19 protein-coding genes and 3 pseudogenes are annotated in these 17,175 nt (G+C 71.0%); 15 read left to right on the forward strand and 7 right to left on the reverse strand.

The features are described from left to right. Nucleotide 1: 1 nt before the first annotated feature. A complete protein-coding gene (locus ABZ934_RS16180; protein WP_361313053.1) occupies nucleotides 2–511 on the forward strand; it encodes a hypothetical protein in 510 nt (169 codons plus the stop codon). A gap of 19 nt (nucleotides 512–530) precedes the next feature. Here ABZ934_RS16180 and ABZ934_RS16185 read toward each other — a convergent pair whose 3' ends face one another. Then, complete coding sequence (locus tag ABZ934_RS16185) at nucleotides 531–851, reverse strand: PLD nuclease N-terminal domain-containing protein (RefSeq protein WP_361313055.1); 321 nt, start codon at nucleotides 849–851, stop codon at nucleotides 531–533. A gap of 90 nt (nucleotides 852–941) precedes the next feature. Between ABZ934_RS16185 and ABZ934_RS16190 the strand changes: the two genes are divergently transcribed. Genes ABZ934_RS16190 through mqnP form a run of 3 tightly spaced genes read left to right on the forward strand, consistent with a single transcriptional unit; the run spans nucleotide 942 to nucleotide 3,795 of the window. Further along, on the forward strand, nucleotides 942–2,399 hold the full coding sequence (locus ABZ934_RS16190) for a menaquinone biosynthesis decarboxylase (protein ID WP_136216561.1): 1,458 nt from the start codon (nucleotides 942–944) through the stop codon (nucleotides 2,397–2,399). Further along, a complete protein-coding gene (locus ABZ934_RS16195; RefSeq protein WP_361313057.1) occupies nucleotides 2,396–2,875 on the forward strand; it encodes a hypothetical protein in 480 nt (159 codons plus the stop codon). The genes ABZ934_RS16190 and ABZ934_RS16195 overlap by 4 nt, the downstream gene beginning before the upstream one ends. Next, nucleotides 2,872–3,795 carry a menaquinone biosynthesis prenyltransferase MqnP gene (gene mqnP / locus ABZ934_RS16200; RefSeq protein ID WP_361313058.1) on the forward strand — a complete coding sequence of 308 codons (924 nt, stop codon included), beginning with the start codon at nucleotides 2,872–2,874 and terminating at the stop codon, nucleotides 3,793–3,795. Before ABZ934_RS16195 ends, mqnP begins: the two co-directional genes overlap by 4 nt. Before the next feature lie 82 nt (nucleotides 3,796–3,877). Here the strand turns inward: mqnP and ABZ934_RS16205 are convergent. Next, a pseudogene (locus ABZ934_RS16205) lies at nucleotides 3,878–4,024 on the reverse strand (rhomboid family intramembrane serine protease); the annotation flags it as partial. 106 nt (nucleotides 4,025–4,130) lie between these two features. On the opposite strand from ABZ934_RS16205, the gene ABZ934_RS16210 reads away from it, so the two are divergent. Next, nucleotides 4,131–4,817: a UbiX family flavin prenyltransferase gene (locus ABZ934_RS16210; RefSeq protein WP_361313060.1), complete on the forward strand. Its 687-nt coding sequence runs from the start codon at nucleotides 4,131–4,133 to the stop codon at nucleotides 4,815–4,817. On the opposite strand, the gene ABZ934_RS16215 is transcribed toward ABZ934_RS16210, so the two are convergent. Next, on the reverse strand, nucleotides 4,814–4,948 hold the full coding sequence (locus ABZ934_RS16215) for a hypothetical protein (RefSeq protein WP_268250203.1): 135 nt from the start codon (nucleotides 4,946–4,948) through the stop codon (nucleotides 4,814–4,816). The two genes, ABZ934_RS16210 and ABZ934_RS16215, sit on opposite strands and share 4 nt — an antisense overlap. A 123-nt stretch (nucleotides 4,949–5,071) precedes the next feature. Between ABZ934_RS16215 and ABZ934_RS16220 the strand changes: the two genes are divergently transcribed. The 5 genes from ABZ934_RS16220 (at nucleotide 5,072) to ABZ934_RS16240 (ending at nucleotide 9,659) form a co-directional block, all read left to right on the forward strand. Next, entirely contained in the window at nucleotides 5,072–5,527 is a 456-nt protein-coding gene (locus ABZ934_RS16220) for an Lrp/AsnC family transcriptional regulator (RefSeq protein ID WP_073913168.1), read from the forward strand. A 116-nt stretch (nucleotides 5,528–5,643) separates the two neighbouring features. Beyond that, entirely contained in the window at nucleotides 5,644–6,807 is a 1,164-nt protein-coding gene (gene mqnE, locus ABZ934_RS16225) for an aminofutalosine synthase MqnE (protein WP_361313061.1), read from the forward strand. A gap of 131 nt (nucleotides 6,808–6,938) precedes the next feature. Then, nucleotides 6,939–7,463: a GNAT family N-acetyltransferase gene (locus ABZ934_RS16230; protein ID WP_361313062.1), complete on the forward strand. Its 525-nt coding sequence runs from the start codon at nucleotides 6,939–6,941 to the stop codon at nucleotides 7,461–7,463. Between the two features lie 107 nt (nucleotides 7,464–7,570). Further along, nucleotides 7,571–7,879: a DUF4229 domain-containing protein gene (locus ABZ934_RS16235; RefSeq protein ID WP_361313063.1), complete on the forward strand. Its 309-nt coding sequence runs from the start codon at nucleotides 7,571–7,573 to the stop codon at nucleotides 7,877–7,879. A gap of 448 nt (nucleotides 7,880–8,327) precedes the next feature. After that, complete coding sequence (locus ABZ934_RS16240; RefSeq protein ID WP_361313065.1) at nucleotides 8,328–9,659, forward strand: dicarboxylate/amino acid:cation symporter; 1,332 nt, start codon at nucleotides 8,328–8,330, stop codon at nucleotides 9,657–9,659. Nucleotides 9,660–9,723: 64 nt separating this feature from the next. On the opposite strand, the gene ABZ934_RS16245 is transcribed toward ABZ934_RS16240, so the two are convergent. Then, nucleotides 9,724–9,909, reverse strand: a complete 186-nt coding sequence (locus ABZ934_RS16245) for a DUF397 domain-containing protein (RefSeq protein ID WP_361313067.1) — start codon at nucleotides 9,907–9,909, stop codon at nucleotides 9,724–9,726. Beyond that, a pseudogene (locus tag ABZ934_RS16250) lies at nucleotides 9,906–10,460 on the reverse strand (helix-turn-helix transcriptional regulator). The gene ABZ934_RS16245 and the pseudogene ABZ934_RS16250 overlap by 4 nt, the downstream one beginning before the upstream one ends. A 160-nt stretch (nucleotides 10,461–10,620) precedes the next feature. Here ABZ934_RS16250 and ABZ934_RS16255 point away from each other — a divergent pair. Further along, nucleotides 10,621–11,074: pseudogene (locus ABZ934_RS16255) on the forward strand (ATP-binding protein). On the opposite strand, the gene ABZ934_RS16260 reads toward ABZ934_RS16255, so the two are convergent. Then, complete coding sequence (locus ABZ934_RS16260) at nucleotides 11,016–11,402, reverse strand: MerR family transcriptional regulator (protein WP_361313069.1); 387 nt, start codon at nucleotides 11,400–11,402, stop codon at nucleotides 11,016–11,018. The pseudogene ABZ934_RS16255 and the gene ABZ934_RS16260 sit on opposite strands and share 59 nt — an antisense overlap. A 135-nt stretch (nucleotides 11,403–11,537) precedes the next feature. Here ABZ934_RS16260 and ABZ934_RS16265 point away from each other — a divergent pair, with 135 nt between their 5' ends. From ABZ934_RS16265 to ABZ934_RS16280, 4 genes are all read left to right on the forward strand, one after another. Next, nucleotides 11,538–12,203 (forward strand): class II aldolase/adducin family protein, encoded by a 666-nt coding sequence (locus tag ABZ934_RS16265; protein ID WP_361313071.1) that lies wholly within the window; start codon nucleotides 11,538–11,540, stop codon nucleotides 12,201–12,203. Next, nucleotides 12,200–12,616, forward strand: coding sequence for a carboxymuconolactone decarboxylase family protein (locus ABZ934_RS16270; protein WP_361313072.1), 417 nt, complete (start codon nucleotides 12,200–12,202; stop codon nucleotides 12,614–12,616). Before ABZ934_RS16265 ends, ABZ934_RS16270 begins: the two co-directional genes overlap by 4 nt. A 285-nt stretch (nucleotides 12,617–12,901) precedes the next feature. Beyond that, the gene (locus ABZ934_RS16275; protein ID WP_361313074.1) at nucleotides 12,902–13,684 is read left to right on the forward strand and encodes a helix-turn-helix domain-containing protein; all 783 of its coding nucleotides are present in this window, start codon (nucleotides 12,902–12,904) and stop codon (nucleotides 13,682–13,684) included. Between the two features lie 174 nt (nucleotides 13,685–13,858). Continuing rightward, on the forward strand, nucleotides 13,859–15,703 hold the full coding sequence (locus ABZ934_RS16280; protein WP_361313076.1) for an AMP-dependent synthetase/ligase: 1,845 nt from the start codon (nucleotides 13,859–13,861) through the stop codon (nucleotides 15,701–15,703). A gap of 205 nt (nucleotides 15,704–15,908) precedes the next feature. Here the strand turns inward: ABZ934_RS16280 and ABZ934_RS16285 are convergent, their stop codons facing one another. Further along, a complete protein-coding gene (locus ABZ934_RS16285; protein ID WP_361313078.1) occupies nucleotides 15,909–17,066 on the reverse strand; it encodes a lipase family protein in 1,158 nt (385 codons plus the stop codon). Between the last annotated feature and the right edge of the window lie 109 nt (nucleotides 17,067–17,175).

Consider the following 17,175-nt stretch of genomic DNA (forward strand, 5'->3'; position numbering starts at 1 on the left):
CATGACTCCCGTGAGCCAGGGCACCAGCGAAAGCCGCGATGGGGGCCACTTGCTGGTCCACTTCGAGCCGCACCTCCCGTACGCCTACGCGGACCTCTGGCCCGTGCTGACCACGGCGGACGGGCTGCGCGGCTGGCTGGGCGAGGCGGAGGTCCTGGAGCGGCACCTCGACGGGGCCGTCACCCTGCGCCCGCTCGACGGCGGCCCGCCGGCCTCGGGCCGGATCACGGCCTGGGACGTGGAGCGGGTCGTGGAGTACACGCTCGGCGGGCTCGGCCGGATCCGCTTCCACTTGGAGCCGGTCGGCACCGACTCGACGGTGATCCGGTTCCTGAACGAGCGCGAGGGCCCCGGGCCCGACCCCGGCGACCGGCTCGACGCGCTGGCGGACTGGCACCAGCACTTCGAACTCCTGGAAGCGGCGCCGACCGCCTCCACCGGCTGGTCGCGCGCCCGCCGCGCCGAGCTGCGCGACTCCTACGCGCGGCCCCTCACCCGACGACGGGCCTGAGCCGCCGGCCGGCCCCTGCTCAGTCCTTGTCGGTGCCCTTGTCGGTGCCCTTGTCCCCGTCCTTGTCCTTCTCGCGCTCCTCGCCCAGGGACCGCAGGAATTCCGGATTGTCGTCGGGGGCCACCCATTCGGTGCGGCGGGCCCGGCCGCCGCCGGCCGTCGTCCGGGTCCTGCCCGCGAACAGCCACACCACCGGTCCGACGATCGAGAACAGCAGGATGATCAGCACCCACACCACCTTCGGCAGGTGCTTGACCTCCTCCTCCGGCGTGTTCAGGCAGTCGATGAAGGCGTAGATGGTCAGCGCGATGATCAGCAGGAACGGCAGGTAGCGCAGCACGGTGCGGGACCGACTCCCAGGCAGTGGCGGCGGGCCCACGCGGAGCCCCGGTGACGCCCCCAGGGTAGTAGGTGACGGATACTGGACCCCATGGCTTACGACGATCTCCGCTCGCTGCTCCGGGCTCTGGAGCGGGAGGGCGACCTCAAGCGCATCAAGGCCGAAGTAGACCCCTACTTGGAGGTCGGGGAGATCGTCGACAGAGTCAACAAGGCCGGTGGGCCCGCGCTGCTCTTCGAGAACGTCAAGGGCTCGGCCATGCCGCTCGCCATGAACGTCTTCGGGACCGACCGCCGACTGCTCAAGGCCCTCGGCCTCAAGTCGTACGCGGAGATCAGCGACAAGATCGGCGGTCTGCTCAAGCCGGAGCTGCCCCAGGGCTTCATCGGCGTGCGCGAGGCGTTCGGCAAGCTCGGCTCGATGGTGCACGTGCCGCCGAAGAAGGTGAAGGGCGACTCCGCCCCCGTCCAGGAGGTCGTCCTCACCGGCGACGACGTGGACCTCGACCGCCTCCCGGCCCTTTTCACCTGGCCCAAGGACGGCGGCTCCTTCTTCAACCTCGGTCTGACGCACACGAAGCACCCGGAGACGGGCGTGCGCAACCTCGGCCTGTACCGCCTCCAGCGCCACGACAAGCGCACCATCGGGATGCACTGGCAGATCCACAAGGACAGCCGCAACCACTACGCGGTCGCCGCCGCGCGCGGCGAGCGGCTGCCCGTCGCGATCGCCTTCGGCTGCCCGCCGGCGGTGACGTACGCGTCCACGGCGCCGCTGCCCGGGGACATCGACGAGTACCTGTTCGCCGGGTTCGTCGCGGGCAAGCGCATCGAGATGGTGGACTGCAAGACGGTCCCGCTCCAGGTGCCCGCCAACGCCGAAGTGGTCATCGAGGGCTGGCTGGAGCCGGGGGAGATGCTGCCGGAGGGGCCGTTCGGCGACCACACCGGCTTCTACACCCCGCAGGAGCCCTTCCCGGCGCTGACGATCGACTGCGTGACGATGCGCAAGCGCCCGCTGCTCCAGTCGATCGTGGTCGGCCGCCCGCCGACGGAGGACGGGCCGCTGGGGCGGGCGACGGAACGCTTCTTCCTGCCCCTGCTCAAGATCATCGTCCCGGACATCGTGGACTACCACCTCCCGGAGTCGGGCGGCTTCCACAACTGCGCGATCGTCTCGATCGACAAGAAGTACCCCAAGCACGCCCAGAAGGTCATGCACGCCATCTGGGGCGCGCACATGATGTCGCTCACCAAGCTGATCATCGTGGTGGACAAGGACTGCGACGTCCACGACCTGCACGAGGTGTCCTGGCGGGCGCTGGGCAACACCGACTACAGCCGCGACCTCACCGTCGTCGAAGGGCCCGTCGACCATCTCGACCACGCCTCCTATCAGCAGTTCTGGGGCGGCAAGGCGGGCATCGACGCGACGAAGAAGCTGCCCGAGGAGGGCTACACGCGCGACGGCGGCTGGCCCGACATGGTGGAGTCCGACCCCGCGACGGCCGCCCTGGTCGACAGCCGCTGGAAGGAGTACGGCCTGTGAGCCCGATCGGTGTGAGCGGACCCGAGCTCTTCATCGGCACCGACACCGCCTACGTGGCCTTGGTGCGGCCGAGGTTGGACCCGGCCGACCCGGAGGTGCGCGAGGCCGCCGAACAAGCGGGCGTCTCGGCGGAGGAGTTCGCGGGTCCCGGCAACGTCTGGGCGCTGATGTGGGAGGACGAGACCGGTGAGGGCGGCGGTTTCGAGCTGCCGGGCCTCAGGGACGCGGAGGCCGAGGACTTCGCCGCCCGCCTGCTGGCCGAGCTGTCCTTCGAGACCGGTCCGTTCATCGTCGGGGCGGGCGAAGTGCTGCGCCTCCAGGCCTACCCCGGCGCGGGCGGCGCGGACTGCCGTTTCCTGTCCACCATCACCCCGCCGGAGGGCGAGGAGCTGTCCCCGCTCACGCTGGAGATCCCGGCCGTGGACGCCGACGCGCTGCGCGCCGATCTCGAAGACTTCCGCAGGAGCCTCGCATGATGACCACAGCCGACGGGGTCGTCGGCCCAGGTCCCGCACCGCAGGCCCCCGGCCGGGTCAAGGCGTTCCTGCGGCTCGTGATGATCGAGCACTCGGTCTTCGCGCTGCCCTTCGCCTACATCGCGGCCCTGACCGCCATGTTCCGGCTCGACGGGACGATGCACTGGCTGAAGCTGCTGCTCGTCACCGTCTGCATGGTGGGCCTGCGGACCTTCGCGATGGCCGCCAACCGGATCATCGACCGCGAGATCGACGCCCGCAATCCGCGCACCGCCGGGCGCGAACTCGTCACCGGCGCCGTGTCCGTGCGCTCCGCCTGGACGGGAGCCGGCATCGCGCTGGCCGTCTTCCTCGGCTCGGCGGCCCTGTTGAACCCGCTGTGCCTGGCGCTCGCGCCGCTCGCCGTGATCCCGATGGTGGTGTACCCGTACGGCAAGCGGTTCACGAACTTCCCGCACGCGATCCTCGGCCTGGCGCAGGCGATGGGTCCGGTCGGGGCCTGGCTGGCGATCACCGGCACCTGGTCCTGGGACGCGGTGATCCTCGGCCTCGCCGTGGGCGTGTGGATCGGCGGCTTCGACCTCATCTTCGGCTGCCAGGACGTGGCCGCCGACCGCGCGGAGGGCGTCAAGTCGGTCCCGGCCCGCTTCGGCATCCCGGCCGCGCTGTGGGGCGCGCGCGGCGCGCACGTCGTCACCACCGGTCTGCTGGCCTGGTACGCGGTGGCCACGCACGCCGGGGTGTTCTTCTGGGTGGGCCTGGTGATCGTCGTGGCCGCGTTCCTCTACGAGCACACGATCGTCACGCCGCACGACCTGTCCCGGCTGAACCGCGCCTTCTTCACGGTGAACGGTTTCATCGGGATCGCGCTCTTCGTCTGCGCCGTCCTGGACTTGGCGGTGCGGGGACTCACCCTGTGAAGTGCTTTCCCGGCTGAAGTCGGGAGGTTCCTGCTTACCTTGCGGTAGCGGGTTTGACGCGGTTGGCGCGCCTGACGACCTGCCCCGTCGCATACTCCACGGCTTCGATCAGCCACAGCAGCGCGACCCAGCCCAGCATGAGCTTCGCGGCGGCCTTGGCCCGATCGGCCCGGCTCCAGCCGTCCCCGCCCGGGCGTAGGGTCTGCCCCGCCCGCCCCTCGTACTCCACGCGCACCTGGTTCACGGCGAACGCCGCCCGTCTTTCGTGTCCACCCCTTGAACGTCCGGGCACCTTACTCCGTGTCCGCTCGCGGTGGCCGGATAGTCTCGGAGTCATGACTGACGGCAAGCGCACCCCGTGGGTGGTCGGGGTTTCCGGGGCGTCCGGGACGCCGTACGCGGCGGCGGTGCTCCGCGGGCTCCTCGCGGCGGGGGAAAGCGTCGACCTGGTGGTGAGCCGGGCGTCGCGCCTCACCCTGCTGGACGAAACCGGCATCGCTTTCCGTGACGCCCACTGGCGCGAGGACCTCGCCCAGTGGCTGGAACGCGGCGCGGACGGCAAGCCGGGGGCTTTCGCGGCGCCCGCGCTGGACGACGTGCGCCACTGGGGTGCCGGGGACCTGGCCGCCGGCCCGAGCTCGGGTTCGTACCCGGTGAAGGGGATGCTGATCGTGCCCGCGTCCACGGCGTGCGTGGCGGGGGTGGCGCTGGGACTGTCGAAGGACCTGCTCCAGCGCGTCGCGAGCGTGACGCTCAAGGAGCGGCGCCAGCTGGTGGTCGCGGTGCGGGAGACTCCGCTGAACGGGCAGACCTTGAAGCACTTGGTGGCGCTGGACGAGGCGGGCGCGGTCGTGCTGCCCGCCTCTCCGGCGTTCTACGCGGGTGCGACGCACATCCAGGATCTGGTGGACTTCGTCGCGGGGCGGGTGCTCGATGCGGCGGGTGTGCCGCACCGGCTGTACCGCAGGTGGGAGGGGGAGCTCGGAGGTTCCCGCGCTCCCAGGGAGGCGAGCGGTGCTTAGCGCTTCTTGTCGGTGCGCGGCTTGCGCATCTTGTCGACGCGGTGGGCGGCGGACGGCTGGTCGGTGCGGGATCGGTTGGCCAGCTCCTGGAGCTGTCGCATGTGCGCGTAGGCCATCTCGATCGTGTACACGGTGAACCACTCCTGAAGATCGTCTTTGATCTGTTGAAAGATTTCACAGGGCGTTGACCCCTGTGTGCCTTAGATTCTATACCTAAACTCGCAGAATCGCCGAATAATGGAAGGCTCCACGTAATGGACACGGTGGACAGGCAGCTCATCCAGGCACTCCGGGAAAACGGTCGTGCCTCGTACGCGGAGCTGGGCCGTCTCGTGGGCCTCTCCGGCCCCAGCGTCACCGACCGCATCAACCGTCTGGAGACGGCGGGCGTGATCACGGGCTACCGCGCGACCGTGGACGCGGCCTCACTCGGCCTCGGCGTCACCGCGCTGATCGGCATCTCCCTCTCCGACGCCGCGGACCACGAGGACGTGGCCCGCCGGCTGCGCGACCTCGCCGAGATCGAGGACTGCTGGTTCATCGCCGGAGACGACTCCTTCATGCTGAAGGTGCGCGCCAGCGACGTGGACGGCCTGGAGAAGATCATCCGTAGGCTCTCCGGAACCAAGGGCGTCTCGCGCACCCGCACCACCATCGTGCTCTCCACGAAGTGGGAGAACCGGGTCGGGGAACTGCCCGAGGAGGGCTGAGAGTACGGTGGGTGGCGGTTGCGGCCACCCGGACCACGGGTCGCGGGCGGCGGCAGCGCGTAGGCAGGGCACGGGCAGTGCAGGGCAGAGCAGGACAGACAGAGGAGAAGACCGGCATGGACGCTGGGCTCAAGCGTGAGCTGGAGGAGAAGGTCCGTTCCGGCGAGCGGCTGACCCGTGAGGACGGCATCGCCCTCTACGAGTCCGACGACCTGGCCTGGCTCGGCGGCCTCGCCCACGAGGTGCGCACGCGCAAGAACGGCGACGTCGTCCACTTCAACGTCAACCGCCACCTCAACATGACCAACGTGTGCACCGCGTCCTGCGCGTACTGCTCGTTCCAGCGCAAGCCGGGCGAGAAGGACGCGTACACGATGCGCATCGAGGAGGCCGTCCGCCTGGCCAAGGCCATGGAGAACGAGAACCTCACCGAGCTGCACATCGTCAACGGTCTGCACCCGACCCTGCCGTGGCGCTACTACCCGCGTTCGCTCTCCGCGCTGAAGGAGGCGCTGCCGAACGTCTCGCTGAAGGCGTTCACGGCCACCGAGATCCACCACTTCGAGACGATCTCCGGCATGTCGGCCTCCGACATCCTGGACGAGCTGATCGAGGCCGGTCTGGAGTCGCTGACCGGCGGCGGCGCCGAGATCTTCGACTGGGAGGTCCGTCAGCACATCGTGGACCACCGCACCCACTGGGAAGACTGGTCGCGCATCCACCGCCTGGCGCACTCGAAGGGTCTCAAGACCCCCTCGACCATGCTCTACGGGCACATCGAGGAGCCGCGCCACCGCGTGGACCACGTGCTGCGGCTGCGCGAGCTCCAGGACGAGACCGGCGGCTTCCAGGTCTTCATCCCGCTGCGCTACCAGCACGACTTCGTGGACATGCAGGACGGCAAGGTCCGCAACAAGCTCCAGGCGCGCACGACGATGGCGACGGGCGCCGAGGCGCTCAAGACCTTCGCGGTCTCCCGGCTCCTGTTCGACAACGTGCCGCACGTGAAGGTCTTCTGGGTGATGCACGGCGTGCAGACCGCCCAGCTCGCGCTCCAGCACGGCGCGGACGACATGGACGGCTCGGTCGTCGAGTACAAGATCACGCACGACGCCGACAACTACGGCACCCCGAACAAGCTGGGCCGTGACGACCTCTTGGAGCTCATCCGGGAAGCCGGCTTCCGGCCGGTCGAGCGCAATACGCGCTACGAGATCATCCGCGAGTACCCCGGCCCGGAAGCGGACCTGCGCGAGTCGCCGCAGGCGATGCGCCTCTGACGCGCGCGGCGCGGCGGTTGTACGGAGGCGAGCCCCGGTCCTGGTGGACCGGGGCTCGCTCCGTTCCCGGCCGTGCGAGAGGCGGCGGAAAACGGTTGCCGAGTCGCGGAGGTAATAGATACTCTCACCTTATGACCCTTACTTTCACGGTGGACCCCGTCGTCGACCCGGCCCTGCGCGACGGACTCCTCGAACTCTGGACCGAGGTCAGCAACGCGGGGGGCGCGGTCGGCTTCGTCCCGCCCGTCACCACCGAGGACGTGCGGCCGTCCCTCGTCAAGCACCTCGTGGCGATGGTCGAGGGGACCCAACGCCTGATCGTGGGCCACGACGAGGACGGCAAGGTCGTCGCCGCCGCAGTCCTCGCCCTCAACCCGCACCGCCTCATGCGGCACTGGGTCATGGCCTACACCGTGATGGTCGCCCCGCACCTCCAGGGGCGTGGCGCCGGCCGCGGCCTGATGGCGGCCGTCGCCGACGCCGCCCGCACCCTGGACGGCATCGAGGCGATCCGCCTGACCTGCCGCGGCGGTCTCGGCCTGGAGCACTTCTACGCCGCCTGCGGCTACAAGGAGGTCGGCCGCGTCCCGGACGCCATCCGCGTCGGCCCCGGCGACGACCGCGACGACATCACGATGCTGCTCCCGCTCCACTGACCTGCGGTCGCGGGGGTCGGCGACCCCGGGGAGCCGGAGGCCGGCCTCGGCGTGCTTCACTGGACGGGCACGTGCCACCGTACGAAGACGAGAGAGAAGGGGTCACCGTGTCCCTCAAGCCGAGCGCGACGATCCGCTACACCGCGATGCGCCTGGGCATCTTCGTCGGGTGCCTGGTGCTCGTCGCCGTATTCGTCCACCTGGGCTGGGTGCCCGCCGGACTGGGCGACGCGAACTTCGCCTGGATCGTGCTCCTCGCCCTCGTGCTCTCCGCGCCCCTGTCCTTCGTTCTCCTGCGCAAGCAGCGCGACGAGATGTCCCTGCAGATCTCCGGACGCGTCGCGGGCGCGAAGCAGAAGCTCGCCGAGAACCGAGGCCAGGAGGACGCGGCCGACGACGCCGCCCGCGCCGCGTAGCGCGCCGCTCCGGGCAGCTGCCCGGTTACCTTCCTCACACACCGAACCGCCCCAGCCACGGGAACACCACCCGTCTCGCTGGGGCGTTCGTGCGTTCCGGCGTGACCATGGCTCAAAGGGCGCCTTTGAGATTCTCAAAGGATAAGTGTTAGCGTGTTCAACATGTTGACCACAGTTGCGCACCAGATGACCGCGAGCGTTCCGCTCGTGGCGCGCCTGCACGTCGACCTCTGCCGCCGCGTGTCCGCGGCCTGTTGCTGTTGTCGCTGACGACACAGCAGCGGTCCCGGCCGGCCCGGCGCTTTCCGGGTGCTGCCGCACCGTGTCACCACCGCGTCGTCAACACCGCCCCGATCACCGCCGCAGGAACCTTCCGTCCGTTCCCGTGCGTCCCCGTTCGTCACGTTTTCACGCGTCGTCCCGTACGCGTCACCCCCGGAGAGTGTCCGTGTCCGCCACCCCCCAGGCCTCGGCCCCCGCCGCCAAGGCCTCGTTCAAGTTCCCGTTCTGGGCCCAGATCGTCACCGGTCTCGCCCTCGGCGTGCTGCTCGGCTGGCTCGCCAAGAGCCAGGACATCAGCTGGCTGGGCACCACGCTGGAGCAGATCGGCGACATCTTCATCCAGCTGCTCAAGCTGGCCGTCGCGCCGCTCGTCTTCTTCGCGATCCTGGTGTCGATCACCAACCTGCGGAAGGTGAACAACGCCGCGCGCCTCGCCTCCCGCACCCTGCTGTGGTTCATGATCACGTCGCTGATCGCGGTCGGCATCGGCCTCGCCATCGGCCTGCTGACCAACCCGGGCGCCGGTACCGGCCTCACCCCGCAGGACGGCAAGCTGCCCAAGCACCACGGCTCGTGGCTCGACTTCCTGACCGGCATCGTGCCGAAGGACATCGTCACGCCGTTCACCGAGCTGAACGTCCTCCAGATCGTCTTCCTGGCCGCCGTCGCCGGTATCGCCGCCCTCCAGCTCGGCAGCAAGGCGCAGCCGGTCCTCACCCTCGCCGAGTCCGTCCTGGAGCTGCTCCAGAAGGCCCTGTGGTGGGTCATCCGCCTCGCGCCCATCGGCACCGTCGGCCTCATCGGCACCGCCATCGCCACCTACGGCTGGGATTTGATCGGCAAGTACGCCACCTTCACCGCGGACGTCTACATCGGCTCCGCCCTCGTGATGTTCGGCGTGTACCCGCTGCTCCTGGCGACCGTCGCCAAGGTCAACCCGCTCCAGTTCTTCAAGGGCGCCTGGCCGGCCATCCAGCTGGCCTTCGTCTCCCGCTCCTCGGTCGGCACCATGCCGGTCACCCAGAAGGTCACCGAGCGCCTCGGCGTCCCGAAGGAGTACGCCTCCTTCGCCGTCCCGTTCGGCGCCACGACCAAGATGGACGGCTGCGCCGCGATCTACCCGGCGCTGGCGGCGATCTTCATCGCGCAGATCTTCGACGTCCAGCTCGGCATCAAGGAGTACGTGCTCATCGCCTTCGTGTCGGTGGTCGGCTCCGCCGCCACGGCGGGTCTGACGGGCGCCACGGTCATGCTGACGCTGACCCTCTCCACGCTGGGTCTGCCGCTGGAGGGCGTGGGCCTGCTGATGGCGATCGACCCGATCCTGGACATGATGCGCACCGCCACCAACGTGGCCGGCCAGGCCGTGGTCCCGGTCATCGTCTCGGCCCGCGAGGGCATCCTCGACAAGAAGGCGTACGCGGCCGCCTCGTCCTCCCCGCTGGAAGACGTGGCGCCGGAAGACCCGGCCCGTACCCCGGTGGCCGTCGCCGCCTGACGCCCCGTACGCACGCACCGCGGCCCCAGCCCCACTCCGGGCGGGGGCCGTGGTGTTTCCCGGCTCAGCGGGCGGAGGCCACGAACCCGGCCCAGGCGGCGGGGCCGAAGGCGAGGTGGGGGATGTCGGTGTCCTTGGAGTCCCGGACGAGGACGGCGGCGGGGGTGGTGGCCACCTCGACGCAGGAGTCGCCCTCGCTGCCGCTGCTGTGGCTGCTCTTGAACCAGTCCAGCTCGGGGTTGCCGATCATGTCTCTCCCAGCAGTTCCTTGATGCAGTCCCGTGACTCACGGGGCGTGAGAGCCTCAGCCCGGATGATGCCATAGCGCAGTTCAAGGATTCGGAGCCGCTTCGGATCGGAGACCGGACGCCCGTTGAACGCCCCTTCTGAGCGTCCCACGCCAGTACCGTCATCGAACTTCAGGAGTTCGATCCCGCCGTCCGGCTCCGGCATGCGCTTCACGGGTGTTCGGCATGACCTGGAGTGACACGTTGCGCAACGCACTCACCTCCAGAAGCCGTTCGAGCTGTCGGTGCCACACCATTGTGCCCCCGATGGGGCGTCGCAGCGCTGATGCCTCGTGGACGAAACTGAGCGCGGGCGCCGGTGTTCGGGCAACGACTCGACCTTGCGGACCAGGTCCTCCCCGTACCCGATCGCCACGCCCAGGTCCGAGGCCCGCATCCCCGCCTGCTCCCGCCAGGTCCGGAGCTGGCGGCCCAGCGCGGACAGGACCGCTACCCCCTGTTCGTCCTCGGGATCGACGTCCCAGCCGGCGTCTTCCGTACCGTCACTGTCCATGCCCATGCGCGCTACCTCCGACGAGCCGATGTCCTCAACGCCCACTACCCGGGGCAACGGTCCGGACGGACCGGACAGCACGGGACAACCTCCGGACAAAGCCCGCACGCAAGGGCGTCGTGCCTTCTCACGCTACGCACGCACCGCCACGCTCTGTGAGGTGAACAGTGAATTCGCCGGACCCGCGCTCGATGCCCGGCACTATGACGTCCTCCTGTCCGCCACGCCCCGCGCGGCCCGGCTCGCCCGGCTGCTCGCCATCGAGCAACTGCGCGGCTGGGGCCTTCCCTTGGACGCACCGCGCGTCATCGTGGCCGAGCTCGCCGCCAACGCCGTTACCCACGGACGGGTGCCGGGGCGGGGGTTCCGGCTGGAGTTGCTCGCGCGGCCGGGCCTGTTGCGGATCGAGGTGGCCGATACGCGCGGTGACCGGCTGCCCGTGATGCGCGCTCCGGGCGGGGCTGGTGCTGATCGACGCGTACGCCGACCGGTGGGGCGTACGGGAAGGGCCCGCGCCTGGGAAGGTGGTGTGGGCGGAGGTCTCCTGGACCGGTGCTAACGCGACGACGTACCCCAGGCGGCCATCTGCTCGCGGAACTTGGGGCAGCCGGTGATGTCCTCCTCGCCGCACTGGAGGGCGTGGACCAGGAGTTGATGGGCGTGTTCGAGGTCGATCATGCGCTGCTCGACCTCCGTGATCTTGGCGCGGATCATCGCCTGCCGGCGCGGCTGGTCCTCCTGGAGCTCGCCGATCTCCGCCAGGGTCAGCCCGGCCTGCTGGCACGTGCGCAGCACGACGATCCGTTGCGCGGCCTCCGGGGGGTAGCGGCGCTGGCCGCCCTGGCGCTCGGGCGCGGGCAGCAGGCCGTGGCGTTCCCAGAACCGGATGGCCGACGCCGGTACCCCGGTGACCTCCGCGAGCTGTCCGATGGTGATGCGCACGTAGAGGCCCCTGCCGTTTCCGCCCGGTCCGGCCGTCGGCCGCTTGACTTGAACCTTAGTTCAAGTTGAAGAGTGGGGTGTGCGAGCACGGCGGCGGCGGAAGAGCCGCCGGCAGCGGACTTCGGAGGTGCCGGAATGGCAAGCACACAGGTGGGAACCGAGCGGTCGCGGGAGCTGGTCGAAGCGGCGGAGGCACTCTTCACGGCGGGGGTGATGTCGCATTCGGGGCACGCCAACCTCAGCGCGCGGCTCGACGCCGACAGCTTCCTGCTGACGCCGGGGTTCGTCCGCGGGCTGCGGCCCGGGGACCTGGCGGCCGTCAGTCTCGACGGCGAGGTCTTGGCGGGCGAACTGCGGTCCGTCAGCGCCGAGATCATCGCCATGCACAGCGCCGTTTACCGCGCCCGCCCGCAGGTGGGGGCCATCATCCACACGCACTCGCCCTCCGCGACGGCCTTCGCCGTCGCCCACCGGCCGCTGCCGTGCCGGACCGAGCCGATGCTGCGCTTCGGGCAGCCCGAGGAGGTACCGGTGGTTCCGTGGGGGCCGCGCGGGTCCGACGTATCGGTCCGCGGGATCGCCGACGTGCTGGAGCGGTACCCGACGACCTCCGCGGCCCTGCTGGCCAACCACGGGCTGCTGGTGTTCGGCCCGGACTCGGCGGCGACCGCCCACCTGGTGGTGGCCATCGAGGAGAGCGCCGAGGCGGAGATCGCCGCGGCGGCGATCGGCGGGGCCGTGGACTTCCCCGAGGGCGCGCTGGCCGCCGTACGCGCCTCGATCGCCCGGGTCGCGTCATGACCGGGGACGCACCGACGCCCGACGCACCGACGCCCGACGCACGCACCGAGGCCGTCCGCGCCCGCTACCGCTCCACCCTCGGGGGCGTCCCGGGCGGCGTGCAGGACCGGCTGCGCCTGGCACGGGACTTCGACCGGCTCCCCACCGAAGAGGCGCTCGCGGCGCTGCGGCACATCGTGCTGACCGACAACCCGCTGGGCGCGCGCGTACAGCAACTCGTCCACTTCGGTCAGCTCCTGTCCCTGGGCCGCGAGCACCCCGCCCGGATCCACGCCCGGGGCGCCCTCCACGCCGGCGCCACCGTCGCCGACCTCATCGGCGTCGCCGAGACCGCCCTCATCACCTCGGGCGTCCCGGCGTACGCCCTGGGCGCGGAAATCGTCGTCGATCTCCTGGCAGCCGACGAAGCCTGACACCCCTCGCGCCGGGGCCGGTCAGCGCGGCTCGCGGATGCCGTCGATGACGCGGGTCCGGTTCTCGCCGCCTCGCGCGTGCGGTCGAGGGCGTCGGAGCCGAGGTTGACCGGCGTCCGGCCGGCGAGCGCTGCGATGGGCGCCGGCGAGGACGTCGTACATCGCCTGGTAGTCGGTGAGGTTGAGGAGGCCGCTCGGCGTCTGGGGGGCCGAGCGGGTGCGTCGGGGAAGGCGCCGAGGCGGTTGAGGTGGCCGAGGCCCCGCACGGCTGACCATCCCGGCGCTGTGATAGTGGCGCGGGGGTGGCGCAGAGGCATCAAGGTGCTGGCCGCGCGCTTCCCCGAAGGGGAGATCCGACTGGACGCGGCGCTGCGGGAGTTGGAGAAGTTCGGCTACGTCGAGCGGCGTGTCGTACGGCTCGACAGCGGGCGCATGGTCACCCAGACGTACTACTACGAGCAGCCGGGCGCCGAGCCGGACGATGCCGCGGAACCCCGTCCGATGCGGGTACGGCCCACCCGGGCGATGGAGCCCGAGTCCCGGCCCGTGCGGGAACCCGAGCCCGAGCCCCGCCCCGTACGGGAAGCCGAGCCCGTGCCGGTACGGGAACCCGAGCCCGAGCCCGTATGGGAACCCGACGTGCCGGACCCCGAGGGGGAAGAGCCCGTCCCGGAGGCCGAGGAGCCGGAAACCGCCGCCCCGCTCCACCCGGCCGCCCTCGACCTGCTGGCCGGCCTGCGTGCGCTCGACCCCCGACTGCTCCTGTCCGAGCGGGACATCCTCCGCCTCGCACCTGGCGCTTCCACCTGGCTGGAACGCGGGATCTCCCTCGACGCCATCGCGCGGAAACTGGTCGCGGGCCTCCCGGACCACATCCGGCACCCCGCCTCCGTCCTCGCCTACCGGCTCACCGCGATGCTGCCGCCGCCGCTGCCGGCTGCCCCGCCCGGAGAGGAGAAAGCGCCCCTCCGTGACCCGTTGCAGACCTGCGACGGCTGCGAACGCGCCTTCCGCGCACAGGAACCGGGCCGCTGCCGCGACTGCAGGGTCACCGGCGCGGCCGCGTAGCCGGCCCCGCATCCTGGCCGTCCGTGCACGTGGGTGCCCGGGCGTGACGGCGTGCGCGCCCCGTGGAGGAGTCGTGCTCGCGATGGTCGGGGCCTGTTCAGGGGCTGGCCGGCGGCGGTTACCCGTGCGTAGATTACCGGCGGTAACTCCGGAGTCGAGCCGAGGAGAGCGCCCGTGCAAGCCGAGCCGCAGCTGGTCGAGCCCGTCAAGACCCTGATCGACGGGGTGGTACGGGAGGTCGCGGTGCCCGCGCTCGTCGGGCCGCCGGTACGGGGATCGCTCGGGAACATCCCGTTCGACAACGCGGCCCAGGCGCCCGGCGAGGCCGTACTCGCGCGCAAGGAGCCGGACGGTAGCTGGCGCGACGTGAGCGCCGCCGAGTTCGCGGCGGAGGTGCTGGCCGTCGCCAAGGGGCTGATCGCCGAGGGGCTTCGGGCCGGCGACCGGCTCGCCATCATGGCCCGCACCACCTACGAGTGGACCCTGCTGGACTTCGCGGGCTGGGCGGCCGGACTGGTGACGGTGCCGATCTATCCGACCTCCTCGGCGGCCCAGGCGCGGTGGATCATCCAGGACTCGGGGGCGGCGGCCTGCGCCGTCGAGGACACCACGCAGGCCCGCATCATCAGCGCCGAACGCGTGAACCTGCCCGGCCTCGTGCACCTGTGGGAATTCGACACGGGCGCCGTCGCCCGGCTCGTCAAGGCCGGCGAGCGCATCCCGGAGGCGCTGGTGCACGAGCGCCGGCGGGTCCGTACCCCGCAGGACGTGGCGACGCTCGTCTACACCTCCGGGACCACCGGGCAGCCGAAGGGGTGCGTGCTGACGCACGGGAACTTCTTCGCCGAGGTCGACAACGCGGTGGAGCTGCTGCATCCGGTGTTCCGGTCGGTGACCAGCGAGCCGGCCTCCACCCTGCTGTTCCTCCCGCTGTCGCACGTTTTCGGGCGGATGGTGGCCGTGGGGTGCATGCGGGCGCGGGTGAAAGTGGGACACGCGCCGAGCATCCGTACGGAAGACCTGCTGGCGGACCTGGCCGGGTTCCGGCCCACGTTCCTGCTGGCCATCCCGTACGTCCTGGAGAAGGTCTACAACACCGCACGGGCGACGGCCGAGCGGATGGGCCGGGCCGCGTCCTTCGACCGGGCGGCCAGGATCGCCCGCCGGTACGGGGAGAGCGGCGGGTCCGGGTGGGGGCTGCGGGCGGCGCGGGCGCTGTACGACCCGCTCGTGTACCGGCGCATCCGGGCGGCGCTGGGCGGGCGCGTGCGCTACGTCCTGAGCGGCGGCTCGCCGCTGGGGGAGCGGCTGGCGGCGTTCTACACGGGCGCGGGCGTGGAGGTCTTCGAGGGCTACGGGCTGACGGAGACGACGGCCGCGGCGACGGTCACGCCCCCGCTCAAGCCGCGGCTCGGCACGGTGGGGTGGCCGTTGCCCGGGACGGCGGTGCGGATCGCGGACGACGGGGAGGTGCTGCTGCGCGGGCCGCACGTCTTCGCGGGGTACTGGAACGGTGGGGCGGCGGAACCCGGCGGATGGTTCCCGACCGGCGACATCGGTGAGCTGGACGCGGACGGGTACCTGACGATCACCGGCCGCAAGAAGGACATGATCATCACCTCCGGCGGCAAGAACGTCGCCCCGGCGGTCCTGGAGGACGCGCTGCGGGCGCACCCGCTGGTGGGCCAGTGCCTGGTGGTCGGCGACAACCGGCCGTACGTCGCCGCGCTGATCACCCTGGACGAGGAGGGGCTGGCGCACTGGAGGCAGATGCGCAAGAAGGTCGGCGTGCCGGTGGGGGAGCTGGTACGGGACGAGGAGCTGCGGGCGGACGTGCAGAGGGGGGTGGACGAGGCGAACGCGTTGGTGTCGCGGGCGGAGTCGATACGGCGGTTCGTGCTGTTGGAGGGGGAGTTCACGGAGGCGCGGGGACATCTGACGCCGTCGTTGAAGCTGCGGCGGGGGGTAATCGGGCGGGAGTTCGCGCGGGAGATCGACGCGATGTACCGGGGGCGGTGACCCTCCGGGGGTGACCGGTCGGGCGGGGCCGGGCTTTCGGGGCTCCGCCCCGGACCTCGTGCCTCAAACGCCGACGAGGCTGGATGTGCCCCCGGGGCTGGAAACGGCTGCGCCGGGGCCGGAAAAGGGGCCCCGACGAGCCAGGTTTGCCCCGCCGGCGAGGCTGAAACGCCGGCGAGGCTGAAAAGAGCCGGTGGGGGTGCGGTCAGCAGTCGGGGTGAGTGGGGCGGCCGGCGAAGCGGTCCGCCAGCCAGTCGCCGGCCTCCAGGGAGTGGGTGATGACGCCGCTGACGTGCTCACCGACCCAGATGGTGTCGAACTCGACGTTCGCACCCCGCGCGCACCACTCCGAGCGCAGCTCGCGGCCGACGGCGTACGGGATCAGTTCGTCGCCGAGCGCGTGGTACTGGTACACCGGCGCGGCCGGTGCGGTTCCGCCGAGCCTGCTCTGACGGAGCCGGGCCTGCCAATCGGGCTGGGCGAGCGGGTCGCGGGTGGTGAGGTCGGAGATCCGCTTGAAGGAGCCCGCGATGGCGTCGATGGCGACGCAGCCCTCGCGCAGGCCGTCGACCAGCGCCTTGCCCGCCGGGTTGAGGTAGGAGTCGAGCTTCAGCTCGGGGAAGGCGGCGTCCTGTCCGGCGGCGGCCATGAAGATCAGGCCGGAGCCGTAGGAGCCGTTGTTGAAGTCGGCGACCTTCATCAGGTCGGCCGGGACACCGCCGGTGGCCGTGCCCTTCACCTGCAACTCCGGGGCGTACGAGCCCTGGAGCTCGGCGGCCCAGCTACTGGCCTGGCCGCCCTGGGAGTAGCCCATGATGCCGATCGGGGTGTTCGTCGGCAGGCCGGCCTCGGGGAGGCGGAGGGCGGCGCGTGCGGCGTCGAGCATGGCGTGACCGGCGGAGGGGCCGACGGTGTAGGTGTGCACGCCGGGGGTCCCGAGGCCCTCGTAGTCGGTGACGACCACCGCCCAGCCGCGCAGCGTGAGCTGCTGGATGAGGTTGGCCTCCATGGCGGTGCCGTTGGGCAGGTTGTTGCTCGGAGCACAGGAGTCGCCCATGCCGACGGTGCCCACCGCGTAGGTGATCAGGGGGCGGGGGCCGGTGCGGCCGTCCTGCGGGACGATGACCGTGCCGGAGACGACGTTCGGCGCGCCGTCGGCGGTGGTGGAGCGGTAGGTGACCTTCCACGCCTTGGTGTCGGTGGGCAGGCCGGGCAGCGGATGGAAGGCGGAGGGCGCACTGGAGACGAGGTCACCGGGGCGGGCGCCGGCGGTGGCGCTCGCGGTGGCGCTCGCGGTGGCGGGAATCCAGGCCGTGAGGGCGAGGGCGGCCACGGCGGCGAGGGCGGTGCTGCGGAAACGCATGGGCGGCTCTCCCGAGGGTGCGTGTGGGGGCAGGTGAGGAGAAGGTAGTGACCGACCGGTCGGCATGTCGTTGACTGCGCAGCTCACCTTTGCTGACCCGAGTGGCCAT

The organism is Streptomyces sp. NPDC046557, assembly GCF_040645975.1.
Classification (GTDB): Bacteria; Actinomycetota; Actinomycetes; order Streptomycetales; family Streptomycetaceae; genus Streptomyces.